The organism is Psychromonas sp. MME2 (assembly GCF_040566515.1).
GTDB lineage: Bacteria > Pseudomonadota > Gammaproteobacteria > Enterobacterales > Psychromonadaceae > Psychromonas.
Map to the genome: position 1 here is coordinate 135,633 of NZ_JBEWXI010000012.1, position 22,213 is coordinate 157,845.

The 22,213-nt window shown below is 40.9% G+C and carries 19 protein-coding genes, 1 tRNA gene, 1 other RNA gene and 1 pseudogene; 13 read left to right on the forward strand and 9 right to left on the reverse strand.

Features of this window, described 5'->3' with window-relative positions:
• Nucleotides 1-21: 21 nt before the first annotated feature.
• From serA to AB1A03_RS10925, 5 genes are all read right to left on the reverse strand, one after another.
• Nucleotides 22-1,251, reverse strand: coding sequence for a phosphoglycerate dehydrogenase (serA, locus tag AB1A03_RS10905; RefSeq protein ID WP_354624680.1), 1,230 nt, complete (start codon nt 1,249-1,251; stop codon nt 22-24).
• 164 nt (nt 1,252-1,415) lie between these two features.
• Nucleotides 1,416-2,072: a ribose-5-phosphate isomerase RpiA gene (gene rpiA / locus AB1A03_RS10910; protein ID WP_354624681.1), complete on the reverse strand. Its 657-nt coding sequence runs from the start codon at nt 2,070-2,072 to the stop codon at nt 1,416-1,418.
• 93 nt (nt 2,073-2,165) lie between these two features.
• Nucleotides 2,166-2,777 (reverse strand): 5-formyltetrahydrofolate cyclo-ligase, encoded by a 612-nt coding sequence (locus tag AB1A03_RS10915; protein WP_354624682.1) that lies wholly within the window; start codon nt 2,775-2,777, stop codon nt 2,166-2,168.
• Between the two features lie 99 nt (nt 2,778-2,876).
• Nucleotides 2,877-3,061, reverse strand: a non-coding RNA gene (gene ssrS, locus AB1A03_RS10920) — 6S RNA.
• Between the two features lie 104 nt (nt 3,062-3,165).
• Nucleotides 3,166-3,474: a cell division protein ZapA gene (locus tag AB1A03_RS10925; RefSeq protein ID WP_354624683.1), complete on the reverse strand. Its 309-nt coding sequence runs from the start codon at nt 3,472-3,474 to the stop codon at nt 3,166-3,168.
• Between the two features lie 224 nt (nt 3,475-3,698).
• Between AB1A03_RS10925 and AB1A03_RS10930 the strand changes: the two genes are divergently transcribed.
• The 12 genes and pseudogenes from AB1A03_RS10930 (at nt 3,699) to glnS (ending at nt 15,743) form a co-directional block, all read left to right on the forward strand.
• Entirely contained in the window at nt 3,699-4,268 is a 570-nt protein-coding gene (locus tag AB1A03_RS10930; protein ID WP_354624684.1) for a UPF0149 family protein, read from the forward strand.
• 11 nt (nt 4,269-4,279) lie between these two features.
• Complete coding sequence (gene pepP, locus AB1A03_RS10935) at nt 4,280-5,596, forward strand: Xaa-Pro aminopeptidase (RefSeq protein ID WP_354624685.1); 1,317 nt, start codon at nt 4,280-4,282, stop codon at nt 5,594-5,596.
• A gap of 2 nt (nt 5,597-5,598) precedes the next feature.
• On the forward strand, nt 5,599-6,834 hold the full coding sequence (ubiH, locus tag AB1A03_RS10940; protein ID WP_354624686.1) for a 2-octaprenyl-6-methoxyphenyl hydroxylase: 1,236 nt from the start codon (nt 5,599-5,601) through the stop codon (nt 6,832-6,834).
• Nucleotides 6,831-8,036 carry an FAD-dependent monooxygenase gene (locus AB1A03_RS10945; RefSeq protein ID WP_354624687.1) on the forward strand — a complete coding sequence of 402 codons (1,206 nt, stop codon included), beginning with the start codon at nt 6,831-6,833 and terminating at the stop codon, nt 8,034-8,036. Before ubiH ends, AB1A03_RS10945 begins: the two co-directional genes overlap by 4 nt.
• 103 nt (nt 8,037-8,139) lie before the next feature.
• Nucleotides 8,140-9,342 (forward strand): enoyl-ACP reductase FabV, encoded by a 1,203-nt coding sequence (fabV, locus tag AB1A03_RS10950; RefSeq protein ID WP_354624688.1) that lies wholly within the window; start codon nt 8,140-8,142, stop codon nt 9,340-9,342.
• A 181-nt stretch (nt 9,343-9,523) separates the two neighbouring features.
• A tRNA-Pro gene (locus AB1A03_RS10955) sits at nt 9,524-9,600 on the forward strand.
• A 49-nt stretch (nt 9,601-9,649) separates the two neighbouring features.
• On the forward strand, nt 9,650-10,609 hold the full coding sequence (locus AB1A03_RS10960; protein ID WP_354624689.1) for a KpsF/GutQ family sugar-phosphate isomerase: 960 nt from the start codon (nt 9,650-9,652) through the stop codon (nt 10,607-10,609).
• A 6-nt stretch (nt 10,610-10,615) separates the two neighbouring features.
• Complete coding sequence (locus AB1A03_RS10965) at nt 10,616-12,631, forward strand: intermembrane phospholipid transport YdbH family protein (RefSeq protein ID WP_354624690.1); 2,016 nt, start codon at nt 10,616-10,618, stop codon at nt 12,629-12,631.
• Nucleotides 12,632-12,648: 17 nt separating this feature from the next.
• Nucleotides 12,649-12,822, forward strand: a complete 174-nt coding sequence (locus tag AB1A03_RS10970; protein WP_354625299.1) for a YnbE family lipoprotein — start codon at nt 12,649-12,651, stop codon at nt 12,820-12,822.
• Between the two features lie 30 nt (nt 12,823-12,852).
• On the forward strand, nt 12,853-13,167 hold the full coding sequence (locus AB1A03_RS10975; RefSeq protein ID WP_354624691.1) for a YdbL family probable chaperone protein: 315 nt from the start codon (nt 12,853-12,855) through the stop codon (nt 13,165-13,167).
• 50 nt (nt 13,168-13,217) lie between these two features.
• Nucleotides 13,218-13,907 carry an aspartate/glutamate racemase family protein gene (locus tag AB1A03_RS10980; protein WP_354624692.1) on the forward strand — a complete coding sequence of 230 codons (690 nt, stop codon included), beginning with the start codon at nt 13,218-13,220 and terminating at the stop codon, nt 13,905-13,907.
• Nucleotides 13,908-14,082: 175 nt separating this feature from the next.
• A pseudogene (glnS, locus tag AB1A03_RS10985) lies at nt 14,083-15,743 on the forward strand (glutamine--tRNA ligase).
• A 46-nt stretch (nt 15,744-15,789) separates the two neighbouring features.
• Here glnS and AB1A03_RS10990 read toward each other — a convergent pair.
• The 4 genes from AB1A03_RS10990 to AB1A03_RS11005 are packed head-to-tail and all read right to left on the reverse strand — an operon-like array spanning nt 15,790 to nt 20,366.
• On the reverse strand, nt 15,790-16,470 hold the full coding sequence (locus tag AB1A03_RS10990; protein WP_354624693.1) for an exonuclease domain-containing protein: 681 nt from the start codon (nt 16,468-16,470) through the stop codon (nt 15,790-15,792).
• Nucleotides 16,470-18,314 carry a DUF294 nucleotidyltransferase-like domain-containing protein gene (locus AB1A03_RS10995; RefSeq protein WP_354624694.1) on the reverse strand — a complete coding sequence of 615 codons (1,845 nt, stop codon included), beginning with the start codon at nt 18,312-18,314 and terminating at the stop codon, nt 16,470-16,472. The genes AB1A03_RS10990 and AB1A03_RS10995 overlap by 1 nt, the downstream gene beginning before the upstream one ends.
• Before the next feature lie 55 nt (nt 18,315-18,369).
• A complete protein-coding gene (locus AB1A03_RS11000) occupies nt 18,370-20,088 on the reverse strand; it encodes a sodium:solute symporter family protein (RefSeq protein ID WP_354624695.1) in 1,719 nt (572 codons plus the stop codon).
• Nucleotides 20,089-20,099: 11 nt separating this feature from the next.
• Complete coding sequence (locus AB1A03_RS11005; protein ID WP_354624696.1) at nt 20,100-20,366, reverse strand: DUF4212 domain-containing protein; 267 nt, start codon at nt 20,364-20,366, stop codon at nt 20,100-20,102.
• A gap of 421 nt (nt 20,367-20,787) precedes the next feature.
• Here AB1A03_RS11005 and AB1A03_RS11010 point away from each other — a divergent pair, with 421 nt between their 5' ends.
• The gene (locus AB1A03_RS11010; protein WP_502945964.1) at nt 20,788-21,945 is read left to right on the forward strand and encodes a PilT/PilU family type 4a pilus ATPase; all 1,158 of its coding nucleotides are present in this window, start codon (nt 20,788-20,790) and stop codon (nt 21,943-21,945) included.
• Nucleotides 21,946-22,213: the final 268 nt, after the last annotated feature.

The following is a 22,213-nucleotide window of genomic DNA, read 5'->3' on the forward strand; positions in this document are numbered from 1 at the left end:
AATGGGTATGATAGGCATTGCTTAGTTAAGCAAACGTGCGCGGATAGTGCCTTGGATCTCTTTTAACTTGTCTAATGCTACCTGTGCATCTTCACTGTTTACATCAATAACCACATAACCAATATTTTCATTTGTTTGTAGATATTGCGCGGCAATGTTGATATTGCTTTCTGCAAAGGCCAAGTTGATCTTAGTTAAGATACCCGGTTGGTTTTGGTGAACGTGTAATAAACGACTCGCGCCCTTATGCAGAGGTAATGAAACTTCAGGGAAGTTTTTAGAAGATAGAGTCGAGCCATTGTCAGAGTATTTAACTAATTTCCCTGCGACTTCATAACCAATATTTTCCTGTGCTTCCTGCGTGCTACCACCAACGTGTGGCGTTAGGATGACGTTATCAAATTCGCGTAATGGCGATTCAAATTCTTCATTATTTGATTTTGGTTCAATCGGAAAAACATCCACTGCCGCGCCAGAAATCTTTTTGCTTTTTAGTGCATCACATAACGCTGGAATATCAACCACAGTACCGCGTGCTGCATTCATGAAAATCGCACCATCTTTCATTTTTGCGAACTCTTTTGCACCCATCATGTTTTTAGTTGAATCAAGTTCTGGTACATGTAGGCTTATCACATCAGATTGTGCTAATAATTCATCTAATGTCGCAACTTGTGTTGCATTACCAAGTGTTAATTTATTTTCAATATCGTAAAAAGAGACTTTAAAACCTAAGTTTTCAGCTAAAATACCAAATTGTGTGCCAATATGGCCATAACCAATAATGCCTAAATTTTTACCGCGTGCTTCATAGGAACCATTTGCTGATTTATCCCATTCACCTCGATGCGCTTTAGCATTACGCTCTGGTATGCCGCGTAACAATAGTAATGCTTGTCCTAGGACTAATTCAGCTACACTGCGTGTATTTGAAAATGGGGCATTAAATACTACAATCCCTTTTTTTTGCGCGGCATCTAAATCAACTTGGTTGGTTCCGATACAGAAACAACCAATTCCGACTAATTTATCCGCAGCTTCGAGAACCTTTGCATTAATGTTACTGCGTGAGCGAATACCAATAAAATGAACATCTTTTATTTTTTCTATTAGCTCTTCTTCGCTTAATGAGGTTTTAATCGATTCAACGTTCGTGTAGCCCGCTTGGGTGAATGTATCGACTGCGCTGTGGTGTAATCCTTCAAGCAGTAGAACTTTAATTTTATCTTTACTGAGTGAAAACTTAGTCATTTTATTTCCTTGGGTCTTAGATAAGGTAACTGAACAATCAATTGTGCTAGTAAAATAGCAAAAACAATAGGATATGTGAATTTTTATGCACATATCGAGATATAAAAAATCACACTAACATATGATGAAAAGTGAGATAACTAAATCACAAAACTATTCTGGAATTATTTTAAAGTTTTTACGCCCTCTGGCGTGCCGACCAAAACAACATCTGCGCCACGAGCTGCAAATAGACCATTGGTGACGACACCAACGATAGCATTGATTTGTGCTTCAAGTTTAAGTGGCTCGGCAATTTTCATGTTATATACATCTAAAATAACATTGCCATTATCAGTTACTACACCTTGGCGGTAGACAGGGTCGCCGCCTAATTTAACTAACTCTCGTGCTACATAGCTACGTGCCATTGGGATCACTTCTACTGGGAGTGGAAATTCCCCTAATACATCTACATTTTTAGTATTATCAACAATACAGATAAAGTTATCGGCAACCGCGGCAACGATTTTTTCACGCGTTAATGCTGCACCACCACCCTTAATCATGTGGTTATATGGGTTTATTTCATCTGCGCCATCAACATAAATACTTAATTCAGATATCTCGTTAAGTTCAAACACATCAATACCGTAAGCTTTTAATTTTTCAGTTGATGCGATAGAGCTTGATACGGCTCCCTTAATGTCATATTTGATGGTCGCTAGTGCATCAATAAAATGATTAACTGTTGAGCCTGTACCAACACCAACAATCGAATCCTTTTCTACATATTGTAATGCTGCATAGGCTGCCGCCTTTTTCATTTCATCCTGTGTCATCTTGAACCTTATCGAAGAAGCGATTTAAAGTGTCGAGATTATATACCGAAGTAAATTAGAAATACAGATGTGCATTAGGTGGGATGGTTGATATTACCATTTGAAATGGTTACTTGGAGTGATAATCTCAGGCAGTGGTACATCCCATTCAAGTGTAGGTATAGTCGCTGCTTTTTGGCAGTCATGGGCAAGACCAATGGGGTAAGGGCCACTTTGATTTTTAAACCAAGGTGCGAGTGTGCGGTCGTAATACCCGCCACCCATGCCAATGCGATTACCTTTAAGGTCAAAGGCGACTAAGGGAGTAAATATCAGCTCTAATTCTTTTACAGGACAGGCGTTTAATTGATCTAATTTAGGTTCATAAATGCCATAGCGATTAAGCACCATTTCAGACGTTTCACTATAGGCTAAAAAAAGCAGATGTCCCTGACTAAAAGGGTGGACTACTGGTAAATAGAGTTGTTTATGATTTTCCCAGCACCATTGTATAAATGGTTGCGTATCTATTTCACCATCATTGGCCAGTGATATTGCAATTTTAGTGGCTTGCGTGATCCGTTCATGTTTAATCAAGCGTGCAAGCAATTTATTAGCATCATCTTGTTGTTGTAATGAAGGTAAATTACGGCGGGCATGGCGCATCTGCGTTCGTATTTCTGTCCGCGCTTGCATTATGTTTTGCGTTTCAATTGAATTTTTCATCACTGCGTTATTTTTATAAAAAGGAAAATAGAGAATAACATTAATGAAAGCTTGATTAAAATAAACTCTGTAGAGAAAGGGGGGATTTTACATTGAAGGAGCAACCCAAGGATACCGTTATTGACTGTTGACCTTGAACCCGAAGGTCAAAGTCGGTGTCTTAGTGTTTGCCTTAGGCTTCTCGATACTAGCCGAGCTTGCACAATAGCATTCATGCCAAGTCACCAGGATAAAGCTTATCGGCTCAGGGACGTAGTCAAGATTAGCGAATATCCGAGGGTTAAAAATACTTTACGACAATTTTGCTCATTTGCATAGTGATTTTTGTTAGATTATTTGTCTTATATCAACTCTAATTGAACTTTTTTGACCGTCAATTTTACAGTGCTTAATCGTGTTTTCTATTTTTATCCAATGGTTGCAATGCACTCTCTATTGACTCTTGCAGTGTTTGAATTCGACTATTGAGCTGTTCCATTTGTTGTTTGTTTTTTGCTTTTTCACTGTTAAGTTCATGGCAAAAATTTAAAGCGGCCATCACAATTAATTGCTCACTACGTAACGCGCGGGCATTCGCTTTAATGCTTTTTAATTTTTCGTTAAATTGTTCAACCGTGTTGTGTAAGGTTTCTTCTTGTCCATCAGGGCATGCAATTTTGTACTGCTGTCCTAAAATTGATATCTCAACATTTGCCATAATTCGCTCATACAATATAAAGGTCAAATGAGCGTTACAATAGATTACATGTGAGGCCGCTCGCTAAAGAGAAAATAACTTCAGAACTATAGACATCTAGTTGTCAAGTTTCAAGTACTTACTGGAAGCTAAATAGGCTCAGTGTTAGAATAAATGAGATGTAAGCATGTAACCGAGTTAAAAAGTCACTAAAAGCGTATTCATTACTATAAAGAGTCAAACAAATGAGTAAAGTATCATTACCAAGTTTAAAAAAAATAAATCAGGTATTTGCTGCTGCAGATTTATTTACAAATGCATCGGAAGCCCATGGTGTTTTATCTGGGTTGGTTTGTGGTGGTGTGAAACTGGACGATGAAAGTTGGCGTTCGCATTTTAATGATGTGGTTAACGAGGGAATGGGCTTGCCACATGAGGTAAAAAAAATGGTTGAGTCGATTTATCTGCAAGTCGTAAAGCAGATTACTGATGATGGCTTAGGTTTTAGGTTATTATTACCCAGTGATAATGTTCCCCTTGATGAGCGAGCTGAAGCGATGGCGCAGTGGGCGCAAGGGTTTCTCGTCGGGTTTGGCTTGGTCCAGCAAGCCCTTAATCAAGCCTCTGATGAGGTGCAAGAGGTAATTAGAGATATTAGCGATATTTCACAAGTCTCACTGGATTTTTCCCAAGAAGATGAAGAATCAGAGATTGCTTTTTCTGAAATTGTTGAATATTTACGTATCGGTGCGATGCTCTGTTTTGATACATTCTCGCGTCAACCCATTAAACCTATTTCTAAAACACTCCACTAAAAAGAGATATTATGAGTGAATTTCAAGAGCGAAGAGCGCGTTATTTAGCTCAAATGAGCGATAATAGTATGGCTATTTTTCCTGCTGCGGCTGAGCAGCTACGTAATAATGACTGTGAGTACCCGTTTCGACAAAATAGTGATTTTTATTATTTAACAGGATTTAATGAACCTGATGCCTACCTATTACTGATTAAGAAAAGCGAAGCAAACCAAGCAATTCTTTTTAATCGTAAAAAAGATAAAAGTGCTGAAATTTGGCATGGCTATCGACTTGGGCAAAGTGCAGCCGTGAGTGATCTTGGCTTTGATAGTGCCTATGAAGTCAATGAATTTGAACATCACTTACAAGCGTTGATGAATGGCTTGTCAGGCCTCTATTTCCCGATGTTTCAAGATACTCAATTGTATGACACCTTGAGTGGTGTGGTTAACCATTTACGAGCCGGTGCGCGTCGCGGTAGTGTCGCCCCTGTTGCTTTTTTTGATAGCTTAGCTATTTTGCATGAAATGCGTCTATTCAAGTCAGAATTAGAAATTGAATTGCTCTCTGAGGCGGCTGAAATCAGTGCTTCTGGCCATATTCGTGCGATGCAGAGCTGCCATCCCGGTATGTGGGAATATCAATTACAGGCAGAAATCGAGCATGAGTTTGCCATGCAGGGGTCACCGCAACAATCTTATAATAGTATTGTGGCTGGCGGGCACCATGCCTGTGTTTTGCACTACACCGAAAATAATAAGCAGCTACATAATGGCGATTTAGTGTTGATTGATGCTGGCGCAGAATATCAAAATTATGCGGGTGATATTACCCGTACTTTTCCTGTTAATGGTGTTTTTTCTGAACAACAAGCGACGCTTTATCAACTTGTATTAGATACGCAAATTAGCGCAATTAGTCAGCTTAAACCTGGCGTGGCGATGGCCGATGTTAACAAGCATGCGATTCGATTGTTGGTGGATGGTTTGCTTGAACTGGGATTATTACAGGGTGAAAGTGAGCAACTGATTAAAGATGAGGCCTATAAAGCTTTCTATATGCACGGTATCGGTCATTATATTGGCTTGGATGTCCATGATGTTGGCAGTTATGGCTCCTTAGAAGCCCCACGTCCACTTGAGGCGGGGATGGTCGTTACCATCGAGCCGGGACTCTATGTTAGTCTTGATGCTGAAGTTGATGATTGCTGGAAAGGAATAGGCATTCGTATTGAGGATGATGTGTTAATTACCGCACATGGTGCGCAAGTATTAACGGCGAGCGTACCTAAGGATATTAACGAAATTGAAGCCTTGATGGCCGCTAATAAAAAAGGTAAAAAATAGTCATGCAGGCATCGACTGAACTTGATTACGATATTGTTATTGTTGGTGCCGGTATGGTTGGCTGTTTGCTTACCTATGCTATTTTAAAAAGCTCACCAACGGTGCGTATTGCTTTAGTTGATGAAAACCCTGCTCGTGCCGTTACGGGTAAACACCCCGGATTTGATGCCCGTAGTATCGCCTTAAGTGCAGGGAGTGTTGAGTTGCTTGAAAAGCTTGGCTTGTGGGCTGAGTTGCGTGTTAATGCGCAGGCCATTGATGATATACATATCTCCGATCGCGGAGGTTGTGGCATGGTTGATTTGTGTAGCGTCGACAGTCAGTTAGGGAAACACAAACAATCCTTTGGTTTTGTGGTTGAGTTGCAGGATGTTGGTGCCGTTATTGATAAACAGCTCGCACGTTATACAGAGTTAACACGTCTGTATGATAGCCGTTTACAGGCAATAGAAAAATATACGGATAAAACGACTTGCCAGTTTGAAAATGGTCCGTTATTAAGTTGCCAATTGGTTGTTGCGTCGGATGGTGGCGATAGTATGACGCGTGGGCTACTCGGTATTGCCGCGCAACATTCAGATTATCACTGCAGTGCGATTATTGCCAATCTGCGCTGTAGCGAACCTCATCACAATAAAGCCTTTGAACGTTTCACTGAATTCGGTCCCATTGCATTGTTACCGCTTCGAGACAATCGTTATTCCTTAGTTTGGTCCGTGGCGAATGTCGATGTAGATAGATTGTCTGCACTAAATGATGCTGATTTTTTAGCTGAGTTACAACAGGCATTTGGTTATCGAGCGGGTATTTTTAGGGAGGTGGGTAAACGTGATATTTATCCACTGACCTTGATCCAAACAACTAAAGCGGTCACTCATCGCGGAGTCTGTGTCGGTAATGCCGCGCACAGCTTACACCCCGTTATGGGGCAAGGTTTTAATCTGGGAATGCGTGATATTTATGTATTGGCTCGCGTTATTGCCGAACTAGATAATAATGAGCAAATTGGTCGTTTTACCATGCTTAATCACTATTGGTTAGCACGAGAAAGAGATCATAAAAAAACCATTGCGATGACGGATTCGATAGTGCGGGTGTTTGCAAATAGCAGCTTGCCATTTATTATCGGCCGTAACATAGCACTGCAAGCAATGAGTGCTATTCCTTCATTATCAATGCCTATTGTGAAACAAGCAAAAGGGCAATTTAATTTATTTAGTCGAGACCACAACGCATGATGCAATCCTATGATTTAGCGATAGTCGGAGGGGGCATCGTTGGGCTAACGTTAGCGGCATCCCTTGCCGATAGTTCAATATCAATAGCCCTAATTGAAGCGCATAATGACCAACCATTAACGATTGAACCGAGTAATCGAGTGAGTGCGATTAGTTATGCTAGCCGTGCTATTTTCGAAAAAATTGGAATTTGGCAACAAATTGATCCGCAACGTGTGACCGCCTATGACAGCATGCATGTCTGGGAGAAGGATAGCTTTGCAAAAATAGACTTTAATGCGCAGCAAGTTGATTGCTGTGAGCTTGGCTACATTATTGAAAATAATCAAATTCAAGCAGCATTATTACAATTCGTAAAAAAACAGCATAACGTTACCCTATATGCCCCCGATCAACTAACCAATATTGCGATGGGAGAAGGGGAAGCTTGGCTAACCTTAAAAAGTGCCAATACCTTAACCTGCAAATTAATTGTCGGAGCCGATGGTGCAAATTCATGGTTACGTAAAAAAATGGATATTCCGCTCGTTCACTGGGATTATAATCACCATGCCTTAGTCGCGACGGTGAAAACAGAGTTACCCCATGCTCATTGTGCTCGGCAGATATTCACCTCTGAAGGGCCGTTGGCATTTTTACCGCTTTTTGAGCAAAATATCTGCTCTATCGTCTGGTCGGTCCCGCCAGAAAAGGCGCAACATTTGTTAACACTGCCAGCTGAGGAGTTTAATAAGGCGTTAACTCGAACCTTTGATAACCAGCTCGGCAGTTGCACATTGCAGGGTGACATCGGCAATTATCCCTTGACCATGCGCTATGCTCGTGATTTTGCGCAACATCGCGTGGCACTCATTGGTGATGCTGCACATACCATTCACCCACTCGCGGGACAAGGCGTCAATTTAGGTTTGCTTGATGCATTGAGTTTGCAGCAAATTATTTTACAGAATAGTGCCGAGCAAAAAGATATTGGTGCGTACGCGAATCTACGCTTTTTTGAGCGTTGGCGCAAAACCGAGGCAACAGAGATGATTGCTTCGATGGAGTTATTAAAACGGTTATTTCAGGGGAATAATCCGTTACAACAGTTATTACGTGATGTCGCTTTAGTCGTGACTGATAAGGCAACGCCACTTAAAAAACAATTTATAAAACAAGCGATGGGGTTAAGTGGTGAATTGCCTCGGGTGATTAAGCCTTAATGCACTTATTTTGAGCCATTAAAAAAAAAGTGTATATTACCCCCCATTAACCAAAATCATCTGATTAACAGATTGAATTAATATATAGAGAAGAGCAAATATTATGATCATTAAACCAAAAATTCGTGGCTTTATTTGTACAACGACTCACCCAGTGGGTTGTGAAAAGAATATTCAAACACAAATTGAATACACTAAACAACAGGGCAAAATTGCAAATGGTCCTAAGCGTGTATTAGTGATTGGCTCTTCTGCTGGTTACGGGATGTCCTCTCGTATTGCAGCTGCATATGGCTCTGATGCTGCCACTATTGGTGTGTTTTTTGAAAAACCTGCAACGGATAAGAAACCCGGCTCTGCAGGCTGGTACAACAGTGCTGCCTTTGAAAAACAAGCGAAAGCAGATGGCCTGTATGCGAAAAGCGTTAATGGCGATGCCTTCTCTCATGAAGTGAAAGCAAAAGTGATTGAATTGATCAAAGCAGATCTTGGTCAAATTGATGCAGTCATCTATTCCGTTGCTGCACCCGTACGTAAATTACCTGATACGGGTGAGATCGTTCGTTCAAGCTTAAAACCTATTGGTGAAACCTATGTATCAACGGCGATTGATACCAATAAAGATTGCATTATTGAAGCTTCCGTTGAACCTGCAACCGCAGAAGAAGTTGCTAACACGGTTACCGTTATGGGCGGACAAGATTGGGAACTTTGGTTAAATGCATTGGCAGAAGCTGGCGTATTGGCAGAAGGCGTTAAAACCGTTGCTTATTCATACATTGGTACCGAGTTAACTTGGCCTATCTATTGGGATGGCGCTTTAGGACAGGCGAAAGTCGATTTAGATCGTGCTGCAACCGCTATTCAAGCGCAACTCGCATCATTGCAAGGCGAAGCCTATGTGGCAGTACAAAAAAGTGTTGTAACGCAAGCAAGTTCAGCAATTCCAGTTATGCCGTTATATATCTCCATGGTCTTTAAGATCATGAAAGAGAAAGGGCTGCATGAAGGTTGTATGGAGCAAATTTATCGTCTATTCAATACACGTCTTTACCGAGAAGATAGTCATGCAGCAGAAACCGATGATATGCGCCGTTTGCGTTTAGATGATTGGGAATTGCGTGATGATGTACAACAAGCATGTAAAGATTTGTGGCCGCAAATAACCACAGAAAATCTATTTGAATTAACGGATTACAAAGAATATAAAGAAGAGTTTTTACAACTATTTGGTTTTGGCGTAGATGGGGTTGATTACGACGCCGATGTTGACACCTTAGTTGAGTTTGATTGCCTAACAGCTTAACTTAATTCTACTCAACAATGAGGTACCTGTGAATAAGGTATCTCATTGTTATTTAATGTTCAATTTTTGCATAATTACTAACCGTATTATGCGGCTTCTCTGAAAAATAGTAATTTTTTAACGTTTTTTAGTGATTTTCTATTGCATCTTATAAATATATTATTAGACTTGCCTCATTATTCGGTATGTAGCGCAGCTTGGTAGCGCACTGCTCTGGGGGAGCAGGGGTCGAAGGTTCAAATCCTTTCATACCGACCATCTTTTTTCTATCAATACCAATCTCAACCTTTTCATTTAAGGTGTTCTTATGACAGAACTATCTCTTTCTAAAGCAGAACTAATTCAAGAAGTTCGTACTGTTTTTGATGTGCAAAGTGCCGCTATTTCACTACGTAGTAAAGAAGTGGGCGATGAATATATTCAGGCGCTTCTGTTAATGAAAAATTGCACTGGGCGTGTCATAGTCTGTGGAATGGGAAAGTCTGGCCATATTGGTAAAAAAATATCAGCTTCATTGGCATCTCTGGGTACTCCTTCTTTTTTTATGCACCCCGGTGAAGCTTTTCATGGCGATTTAGGCATGATCATGGCCGATGATCTTTTACTGCTTATCTCCTATAGCGGTGAAACCGATGAGTTGTTAAAAATTATCCCCTCGATTCAGCATTTTGGTAATAAGATCATCTCTATTACTGGTGGTATGGATTCCACCTTAGCAAAAAATTCCGACGTGGTATTAGATGCTAGTGTTGAAAAAGAGACATGCCCCAATAATTTAGCGCCGACCACCTCGACCACATTAACCTTGGTGATTGGTGATGCGTTAGCGTCAACCTTAACTTTGGAAAGAAAATTTAGTCCGATGGACTTTGCTAAATTTCATCCCGGAGGCAGTCTTGGTAAGCGTTTACTCACTTTTGTTAAAGATGAGATGCGTAGTGAGAACTTACCCTTTGTTGATTGCGATACCTCATTGACCGATGCTCTGATGGTGATGACGGAAACACGTACTGGTCTCGCCTTGGTTATGCAAAATGAAAAGCTACAAGGTGTCATTACCGATGGCGATGTTCGTCGTTTTCTTATCTCAGGAAAACCCATCACGGCGTGTTTAGCAAAAGATTTAATGAATACTTCCCCGACGTTTATTTCGCAAAATACGCGCTTAACCGAAGCGGAAGAGATCATGCGAGCAAAACATATTAAATGGTTAATCGTCAGTGAAAATGGGGGGGATATAGATGGTATTATCGAATGGGGGCAGTAACCTATTGTGATCATTAGTCAGAAAGTAAGGTGTTATTTATTAACGGCTTTATTTATACTGACGACCCCGACTTTGGCTTATGCTCAATCGCCAGCTAAGCCATTCGCTATCAATCTTCCTTTTTTTAATGGTGATGTTGAGCGAATAATTCCTAATCAAGATTGCCCACAAAATCAAATTCACTCGATTCACATTAACAATCAGCAAGGTCAACTCACAGGAGACATTGCAAGTATAAGTTGGGATCTCGACTGTCCAATCAAGCAAACTGAAAAAGTAGTCACAGTGAAGCAACCCAAAGCGTCTCTATTAGTGGCTCAAAAAAGTGTGATAGATAAACAGATTGCAGCGTTTATCGCTTTTTTACACGGTTTACCCGATAGTAATATTCGTATTCATGAGTTGAAACTGAGTACGCTAAATATAACCAATAGCTTGTCTGTCGCGGTGGAGATTGAAAAAAAAGCGCAACAACTGCATATTAATTTAACATCAGATCTGTTCACCGCCATGTTAAAACTCAATTTAACCAATCATGATATGCATATTGATAGCCATATCAACGTGGCTAAGCTCAATCATTTTATCTCCATTGATAAGGCATTGCAGCGATATTTGCCAAGTCAACTTAACCTTGTATACACGACGAATCTAAATACTTGGCAGCAAGGCATGTTAACCGTTAAGCATAGCGATAAGTTAGATAATATCGCTGAACAGGTGCGTGTTGACTTCACTGGTAAACTTAACTTATTAACAGAGCAGGTGCAGATCACTGTGTTAGATATTGATCTAGCCGATTTAAATTATCCTCTTAACGATAAAAAAATATGGCAAACATCTTATATTAAACTCGCATTAGCGCAGCCAGCACTGCTCAATTTCAGTGATTTGTCGCTACATGGATTAGCGCTGCAATTACGAATAGGTAAAAGCAATTTATTAACACAAGTCGCACGCGGGAAAAGTCAGCGAATACGCATTGATAAACAGAAACTTCCCGCCGTTTTTATGGCCATCGAGGGGCAAGGCTCTGCACAAAAATTGCAAATGGATTATCGATTGGCGTTATTAAATCAAGCGTTCACTGGGCATATTGACTATGCTAAAAATAACGTGCAATTAACGATGGCAGAGCAAACGTTATCAGTCAAAAGTATCTTTGAAGCATTACGAACTTACCTTCCAGAGATTGCTTTACTCGAGGTGAAGGAGGGGGATATTAAGATTGCCTTGTCTGCGCAATACGACTTAGAAAGAAAACAGGCGGCCATTAAAAGTGCTGTTAACGTACTAGAGTTAGCCGGACAATATGAAAATATTCTCTTTGATGGTGTCTCTGCGGATAGTGAACTAGATTATCTATTAGCAGGGGATAAGTTGACGGTTTTATCTGATAAGCAAAAGATAAATGTAGATAATCTATTTGTCGGCTTGCCGATTCAGGCCATCCAATTGGATGCACAATTAAATGGTGGTGACGCGATTGTTAACCATTTTAAAGCGCGATTGTTAGGTGGACGCGTTGATTTTGATGATTTTGCGGTACATGCACCGAGCCACACGCAGATAAATATTGCCGGAATAGAGTTGAGTGAGATAATTAAATATAGTGCTTACCCAGAGATTGATAGCAAAGGGGTGATTGATGGCATGTTGCCTTTTTCTTTGACTGAGCAGGGAATGTCGATTGAAAATGGCGCTGTTTTTGCTCGTCCCCCTGGTGGTTTTATTAAAGTACCAGAAAGTACGGTTGTTACTGCGATGGGCAAGGCGAATCCGGCATTATCAGTCACGATGCAATTATTATCGGACTTTCAATTTGATACATTACAGGGGGTAATCGGTTATACTGCTGATGGTGAAAGTGTAATCAACATCAAGCTAAAAGGGAGTAACCCAACCGTGACTGGCGTACAACCTATTAACTTTAATTATTCACACCAAGAGAATATTTTAAAATTGCTTAAAAGTTTGCGTTTTAATGACCAATTAATACGCCAAATCAAGGAGAACTATTAGTGCTTAAAAAATTGAATATGCTGGTGGCCGTGTTATCGCTGATGCTCGCCGCTTGTACGCCCCGGGTCGAGTTAGCGATGCCTAATGAGCCGATCACCATTAATTTAAATGTGAAAATAGACCATGAAATCCGAGTGAAAGTAGACAAAGAATTAGATTCCCTATTTGAAGAAGATAGTGGCTTGTTTTAAAGTAAATAATAGATAGATTAAGGAGAGCAAATGAAAAAGTTAGCATTACTATTGAGTTTATTAATGAGTTTTTCGGCATTGGCATTGGACTTGTCAGAGGCGAAGGAACTAGGCCTTATTGGAGAGAAAAAAAATGGCCTATTGGGCGTGGTTAAAGAGTCATCAGAGGCCGCGACATTAGTTAAAGAGATTAATGAAAAACGCTTAGTTGAATATAAAAAAATAGCAGCAAAAAATAGTATGTCGTTAGAGCAAGTGGCGATTCTCGCTGGCGATAAAACCATTAGCAAAACGGCACCGGGACAATACATTGAAAATAGCTCAGGGCAGTGGGTCGTTAAATAATCACACCGGATGAGCCTATTTAAGCTATTTGTGATAATGAGAGAGGTAATATGAAAACGATTGGACTGTTAGCAGGAATGAGCTGGGAAAGCTCGATTAGCTATTACCGCGCGATTAATGAGGGGGTAAAAGCCTCTCTTGGCGGCCTGCATTCCGCCAAAATCATCATGTATAGCGTTGATTTCGAGCCCATCGAAAAACGGCAGCATGTGGGGGATTGGCAAGGCACTGCCGATATACTGATTGCTGCCGCGAAAAATGTGCAAGCGGGTGGTGCGGATTTTTTACTTATTTGTACCAACACCATGCATAAAGTCGCACAACAAATAGAAGAAGCGATTGATATTCCCCTGCTCCATATCGCCGATGCAACCGCGCAGGAGTTGGTTAAAAGAGGGGTTACTAAAGTCGGTTTACTTGGTACCCGCTTTACCATGGAAGAAGATTTTTATAAAAGCCGTTTAAGCGATAATTACGGTTTAACGGTTGTCATTCCAGAGCAAGGTGACCGTGATATTGTCCATCGCGTTATCTATGAAGAGCTTTGTCTAGGGAAAACTATTGCCGCTTCCAGAGCTGAATACTTGCGTATTATTGACGATTTAGCAAGTCAAGGTGCGCAAGCGGTGATCCTTGGTTGTACGGAAATTGCCATGTTAGTTAAGCAAACGGATAGCAAGGTGATGCTTCTTGATACCACTGCGCTGCATGCTCAGAAAGCCGTTGAATATGCAATATAGCCAAACCTTCCTGCCGCGCGTATTTGTTGGTTAACCCAATATCAACAATGTGTAAGCTTAAATATCAGCAACTGACTCCGTTGATTGCTGTTTTCTCTTTATTTTGCTTGAGATTCAGCTGCTAATATACGATGATTGCTTCTATTTTTTGATTTTACTATTTTAGAGGTAAGTAATGACTACGCTGGAAACTAGCCCAAGCAATTTTATTCGCAATATTATCGATGAAGATCTTGAACGGGTAAACATAAGTCTATCCAGACACGCTTTCCTCCTGAGCCAAATGGCTATTTACATATCGGTCATGCAAAATCTATCTGCTTGAATTTTGGTATCGCTGAAGATTATCCTAATGCGCTTTGTAACCTACGTTTTGACGATACTAATCCGCTTAAGGAAGATGCCGATTATGTTGCTGCCATTGAAAAAGATGTACTATGGTTAGGTTTTCAATGGGCTGGCGATGTTCGCTACTCCTCTGATTATTTTGAACAGCTTTATAATTATGCCGTTGAACTGATAGAAAATGATAAAGCCTATGTTTGTGAGCTTAACGCGGAACAAACTCGCGAATACCGGGGTACGTTAACGTCACCGGGTAAAGATAGCCCATTCCGCAATCGTCCGATTAGCGAAAGTTTAGATCTTTTCGCGCGTATGCGTGCCGGTGAATTTGCCGAAGGTAGCTTGATGCTGCGTGCAAAAATCGACATGGCATCACCGAATATGAAAATGCGTGATCCAGTGATTTACCGTATCCGTTTCGCACATCACCACCAAACGGGTGATAAATGGTGTATTTATCCGATGTATGATTTTACTCATTGTATTTCGGATGCAATAGAAGGGATCACTCATAGTTTATGTACCTTAGAATTTGAAGATCATCGCCCATTATACGATTGGGTGTTAGCCAATATCAGCATTGCTTGTAAACCGCGTCAAATTGAGTTTTCGCGTTTAAATTTACAATATACCTTAACCTCGAAACGTAAACTGAATGCCTTGGTGACTGAAAAAATTGTAAGCGGTTGGGATGATCCTCGTATGCCGACTATTTCGGGCATGCGTCGTCGTGGTTATCCTGCTGCCTCTTTGCGTGAATTTTCAAAACGTATTGGTGTAACCAAGCAGGAAAATACCGTCGAATTTGCCTCTTTAGAAGCCTGTGTACGTGAAAATCTAGAATCAAATGCACCACGTGCAATGGCGGTGATTGATCCCGTTAAGGTGATCATCACTAACTACGATGAAAATCAAAGCGAACAGTTAATTGCACCTGCGCATCCGAAAGATGAAAGCATGGGAACGCGTACTTTACCTTTCTCTGCGCAGCTCTATATTGATAGAGAAGATTTCAAAGAGAGTGCTAACAAACATTACAAACGTTTAGTGTTAGGCAAAGAAGTGCGTTTACGTAATGCCTATGTGATTAAAGCGGAAAATGTTGTAAAAGACGATGCGGGCAATATCACCGAAATTCACTGTACATATGATCCTGAAACACTAGGTAAAAACCCAAGTGATGGTCGTAAAGTGAAAGGAGTTATTCATTGGGTTGATGCAACATCGAACCATGCTGCCGAATTCCGTATTTATGAACGTCTGTTTTTAGTTGCTAACCCTGGCGCTGCGGAAGATGTTCATGAGGTGCTAAACCCAAAATCTTTAGTTATTAAACAAGGTTTTGTTGAAATTGGATTAGCGCAGGCTGAAGCGGAAAAAGCGTACCAATTTGAGCGTGAAGGGTATTTCTGTGCCGATAGTAAAGAGTCAACTGCTGACCATTTAGTCTTTAACCGCACCGTTGCATTACGCGACTCTTGGGCGGGTTAATTTCACCTCTTTATACCAATATAAAAAGGGCCTATTAGGCCCTTTGTCATTTTAGCAGCTCTATTACCTTTATTTTTTGTTTATCACCTAACTGACTCAATTGCGCTAAAAAAAGTTCTGCACAAGCGAGCGCATCAATTAAAGCATTGTGGGCGTTATAAATAGGTAAATTGTAGCGATGACGAACACTCCCCAAACGTAACTCTCCCTGTTGAATATGATCCTGTTGCCGTAACAGTCGTTGCCGCTCTATCTGTAGTGTGTCGATGGCAAAGAGTTTACATTTTTCATGCAATACTTGTTCTATGGCAGTTTCTATAAAACTAAGATCTAATGGCGCATGGTGGGCGATAATGACTTTTCCTTGTATCTCATCGAGTAACCAATATATCGCCTCTTCTAATGAGAGGGCGCTATCAAGATCTTTGTCAAGCAAGCCATGAATAGTGGCACTCTGCCCGACACTGCCTGTAATTCTAAGTAAGCGTTGCTTCGCTTGATTAAGTTGGATTTGCCCATCAATAATTGGTACAACGGCAATGCTGACAATTTGATCCTGTTTACTGTTGAGGCCCGTCATCTCTAAATCAATGGCCACTAGCGGTATTAGGGCAATGGGAGTTTTAAGTTGGTCAAACAGGGCGTCGTAATAGCGCTGCAAGTGAAGGGATTTGAGTGACCACTTTTGCCAACGAATATCGAGGGCAATGGAGCAGAGGCTAAACATTAATACAGCCTTAAAAATTTTAATTTAAGACCGACTTGTGCTTCATGAACAATTTTAAAGGCCGCTTTTAATTGATGACGACTCAGCGAGGAGAGACTATCCGGTCGTAGGTAATTGTTGATGGGAAGATTATTACTAAACTGTTCGCCTTGATTGGCAAGACGTTGATGAGCGATAAACTCACTGGCATCACGTAAATTTTTCACATCTTGATGGTTGAGTTGATCATTCTTCAATAGCGCTTCAAGGCGTTTGTGTGTGCTTACTTCTTTAGATCCTATGGATAATGCGTAAACGCGTACAATATCGTTAATCAAGGCGTTGCCTCGGTGTTTTAAATCAATTCCCTTGACCTCACGTCCATCCCGCTCAACGACAAAATCACGGAAGAAACCCAAAGGTGGACTGCGATCCAGTGCGGTACTGGTCATGGCCGCTAGAAATATATCATTTCCTTTGGTTTCTGCTAACACACTGTTTTGTAGTTGAGTAAATAATTCCTGAGGGCCGAAAATAGCGCGCATATCAAAAAAGATAGAAGCATGTAATAACGCTTTGGGTTGTGGGGTTCGTATCCAATCGCGAAAAGCTTGTTGCCATTGTTGCAAGGATTTTTGCCACTTTTCATTGCTAGCCATAATTTCACCCGGGCAATAGGGGAAACCGCAGGCATTTAAACCATCGCAGACCATTTTGGCGAGTTGCTGAAAATAGATTTTTTCCTCATTATCGAGCTCTCTGGCGAGTAATAGGGCATTGTCTTGATCCGAGCCCGCGGCTTGATCTTGACGCGCCTGTGAGCCAAATGCTAGCCAACAAAAGGGCACTGGCGCAATGCCTAAAGAGTCCTGTGCGAGGGTGATTAAACGTCGTGTTAAACTATCAGTCACCGTTGTTAAAGTGCGGCCAATCTCATGGGGTTTGGCATCACTACTAATGAGGTTTTGCAGTAGCATAGGTATTTGTTGGCTGACCTTAACAAGTTCAGATAACCTATTCTGCTTATTAATTTGCGCCATTAATAAAATTGGTTGCGAGCTTTGATTGCGCATTAAATCGGTGCTACTAAGCATACCAATGACTTGCTCCTGTGCAACAATTGGCAGATGGTGAATGTTATTCTCACTCATGGTTAATATCGCTTCAAAAACCAAAGCGTTAGCGGGCAGTGTTTGTGGCTCTTTCGTCATCACCTCTGCGATACTAATCTCACCATTTAAACCTCGTGCAAGTACACGATTACGTAAATCTTTATCGGTTAAAATACCGACTAATTTTTCATTATCAATGATTAATAGCGAGGAAACGCGGTTTTCTGACATCTGTTGTGCGGCTTGATAGATGGTGGCTTGGCTATTCAATGCAATAATCTTCTTACAGAGTAAATTGTCGATACGATTGCTCGACATTTTTTCACTATTGATAGCGCCCTGGTGACGAATGCGTTGCGCAAAGGCTTGATTAAAAAAACGGTCAAAGGCATAGCAATTTGCGCGCAGCTGATCAAAGGCTTGTTGCGGTAAAATATAGACTAAACCATCTTCGAGGATACGTACTTTATTAACGACTTTTTCACCAGAAAGCATGCCACTAAAACCAAAGTATTGCCCATCGGAAATGCGATCAATTAATTCTCCTTTCGGGGTGACAACTTCAAAGGCACCCGTGCGGACAATATAAAGTTGTGAGGGATTGCTATCGACGTGAACCAATTGCTCATTTTTGCTGTAGTAGACAACTTTGAGCGCAAGGCAAGTTTGATTGATCTGTGCCGTATCCAACGAATCGAAGGGGGGAATTTTGGCAATAAATTCATGTACGGGTTGCAGTTCACTACTATCCATCATTCCCCCCATTTATTTACATAAAAAAGCGCCGCAGCGCTTTTATCCTTAGCGACTAATGGTCATGCGCATCGCCCGCTCCTTTAGGGAAACGGATTGATTCGACCATATCTTGAACTGCCAGTGGTACGACAGCCGTCATTTTGCATACGATAATTGCCACTATAAAGTTGACCACCATCCCGAGCATGCCAATCCCTTCTGGAGAAATACCAAATAACCAGTTATCGGGTATGTTGCCAGCAGGGTTAACAAATTTAAAGTAAATGATGTAGATAGCGGTAAAGCTTAAGCCTGCTACCATCCCGGCAATCGCGCCCTCTTTATTCATCTTTTTAGAAAAAATCCCCATCGTAATGGCTGGGAAGAGAGAGGATGCTGCAAGACCAAAGGCAATAGCGACCACCGCAGCCACAAAACCAGGAGGATGAATACCAAAGTATCCCGCAACGACAATACCAATCGCCGCCGCCAAACGCGCGAAGAGGAGCTCTTTTTTATCGGAGATATTCGGTAAAAAGTTTTTCTTCAATAGGTCATGGGAAACGGAAGTTGAAATAACCAGTAATAATCCCGCCGACGTGGATAGTGCAGCAGCAAGGCCTCCCGCAGCAACTAAGGCGATTACCCAAGCTGGTAAATCGGCAATTTCAGGTGTCGCCAAGACGATAATATCGCGGTCTATTTTCATCTCATTGGCATCGCCTTTTGTATAAAACATTTTGCCATCACTGTTTTTATCATCAAATGTGATTAAACCCGTTTTCTCCCAACTTTTAATCCAGCTAGGAGCCTCTGAATAGGCAACACCTTGACCGTCAGGCCCATTGATGGTGTTAATCATATTAACACGAGAAAAGGCCGCTAACGCTGGGATGGTTGTGTACATTATCGCGATGAAGACTAATGCCCAGCCCGCAGAGCTGCGCGCATCTTTAACCCGTGGTACAGTGAAAAAGCGGACGATAACATGAGGTAAACCAGCCGTACCAAACATTAATGCACCAGTAATAAAGAACACATCAATGGTACTTTTTGCCCCTTCAGTATACTGTGCAAAGCCCAATTCTGTGGATAAACCATCAAGTTTATCGAGTAAAAAAATGCCTGTGCTATTACCCGCTGCATCAATGAGTTCGGATCCAAATCCTAATTGAGGAAGGATATGGCCAGTCATCATTACCGATAGAAAAATAGCTGGCACCATAAAGGCAAAAATCAAAACACAATATTGTGCGACTTGGGTGTAGGTGATCCCTTTCATACCGCCGAGCACGGCATAAAAGAATACAACCGCCATGCCGATATAAACACCCGTATTGACGTCCACTTCGAGGAAGCGTGAAAAGACCACGCCAACACCCCGCATTTGCCCTGCGATATAGGTGAAGCAGATAAAAATAGCGCAAAATACAGCAACGGTACGAGCCGTTTGTGAATAGTAACGGTCTCCAATAAAATCAGGTACAGTAAACTTGCCGAATTTACGCAGATAGGGTGCCATTAATAGCGCCAGTAACACATAGCCTCCCGTCCAGCCCATTAGGTATACCGCACCATCATAACCAACAAATGAGACAATACCAGCTAGTGAGATAAAGGATGCCGCTGACATCCAATCCGCAGCGGTTGCCATACCGTTAACAACGGGGTGGACACCGCCACCTGCAACATAAAACTCTTTTGTTGTGCCTGCGCGAGACCAAATTGCGATACCAATATAGAGTGCAAAAGTGAGACCCACAATTAAATAGGTTAATGCTTGAACATCCATGCTTATTATCCTTAATCTTCGTGAACACCATATTTTTCATCTAATGCATTTGCTTTTGCCACGTAGACAAAAATAAGTGCGACAAATACATACATAGAACCTTGTTGAGCAAACCAAAATCCCAATTTAAAGCCCATAAAGGTAATATCGTTGAGAATATCTACTAATAAAATTCCACAACCAAAGGAGACCAGTGCCCAGATTGCAAGCAGAGTCAGGACGAGTTTTATATTTTCATTCCAATACTCACTTGCGCTGTTTTGATTTTTAAAAGCCATTTTTATTTCCTTTTTCACTCTATATAGATGAAAAAATGTACTAACTAATAATAAAGTTAATACAAGCTACTATTGGTTATCCACATAATGGTATGTTTTATGTACAAATAAATAACCATGTTAAGAGTATGTTAAAAACGATTAATTGTTAGGCGATTAGCGTGTATAGATTATATTTTTAGCACAATAAATTGTGCGCTAGCTCTAAAAAAATCAAAAGCAGTTGCTAAGCTAAGAAAATTGAGGGGGATTTAAAAATAAAAGGGTGTCATTAATTGAGTTAGTAAAATCACTATTTCAGAGAACAAACGAAGCGTTAAATGATGTGATGAGTTATAGTTAAACCATCCAGTTAAGGTCCTTACTGTGAGACAGTCAGACTTATTTATTACCATATTATGCAGTATTTAGGAGTTAAATGATGGAATTTGAAGAGATGCTAACGATCTTGTCGAGTCGCGATGGCTCGGATCTTTATTTGTCCACTGGGGCGCCTGCTTCCGCAAAATTTCAAGGTGTATTAGAAGCACTTACCGATAGCCCTTTAAAGTCCGGTGAAATTGCATTGATCGCAGATGCCATAATGGATGGCGAACAAAAAATAGCCTTTGAGCAAGATTTAGAAATGAACTTAGCGATCTCCATTTCCAAGGTGGGGCGTTTCCGTGTCAATATTTTTAAACAACGTAATGAAGTGTCGATCGTTGCCCGTAATATTAAAATTGATATCCCCAAATTTGCCGATTTACGCTTACCAGAAATTCTCAAAGATGTGATCATGGCAAAACGAGGCTTAGTGCTCTTTATTGGTGGCACGGGATCGGGTAAATCAACCTCACTAGCTGCATTGATTGATCACCGTAATACGAACTCTTCTGGGCATATTATTACCATTGAAGATCCCGTTGAGTATGTCCATCAGCATAAAAAAAGTATTATTAATCAACGCGAAGTTGGGGTTGATACGCGTAGCTTTCATGCCGCATTAAAAAATACATTACGTCAAGCACCCGATGTTATTTTAATTGGTGAAATACGTGATAGAGAAACCATGGAGCATGCTTTAGCGTTCGCCGAAACAGGGCACTTAGCGATATCGACGTTACATGCGAATAATGCGAACCAAGCATTAGATCGTATTATTAACTTTTTCCCAGAAGAGCGTCGTCCACAATTGCTAAGCGACTTAGGTAATAATTTACAATCATTTATCTCACAGCGCTTAATTCCAACCGTTGATGGTAAACGATGTGCTGCGATAGAAGTGATGATGGGCACCTTAACGGTACGCGACATGATCAAACGTGGTGAGTTCGGTTTATTAAAAGAGATAATGGAAAAATCTAAACAGCTCGGTATGCAAACCTTTGATGGGGCATTATTTGATTTAGCAGTAGAAGGGCGTATCTCCGAAGCGGAAGCAATAAAAAACTCGGATTCACCGACCAACTTAGCGCTTAAATTTAAACTACATCATGGCGGTGTTGCCGAACATGCTGCTGAGAATGAGAAAAAAAGTGGCGGCTTAACCTTAGAGCCATTATCACCAAAATCAACGGATGATTTGAGTTTTTCTTAATCCGTTTGATACAAAAGGGGCGGACTTTCATCTGCTCCCTAAACATGAACGCCCCCCTAACCAACTGTGATTTTTATTGTTTTTAAAATGAGATAGGTGGCGCGGTGTTTTACGTCACCGTGTAGGTTATATTTGTTAACATTCTAATTTGCTTTATAAATTAGTTGGTTAGGGCATGATTTCAAAAAGGTGATAGGTGGCAGTGTCATGCCTATCTCAAATCAAAGTTTATGCAAATAGTTAGCGAACTGATTGATTAAATGATGAT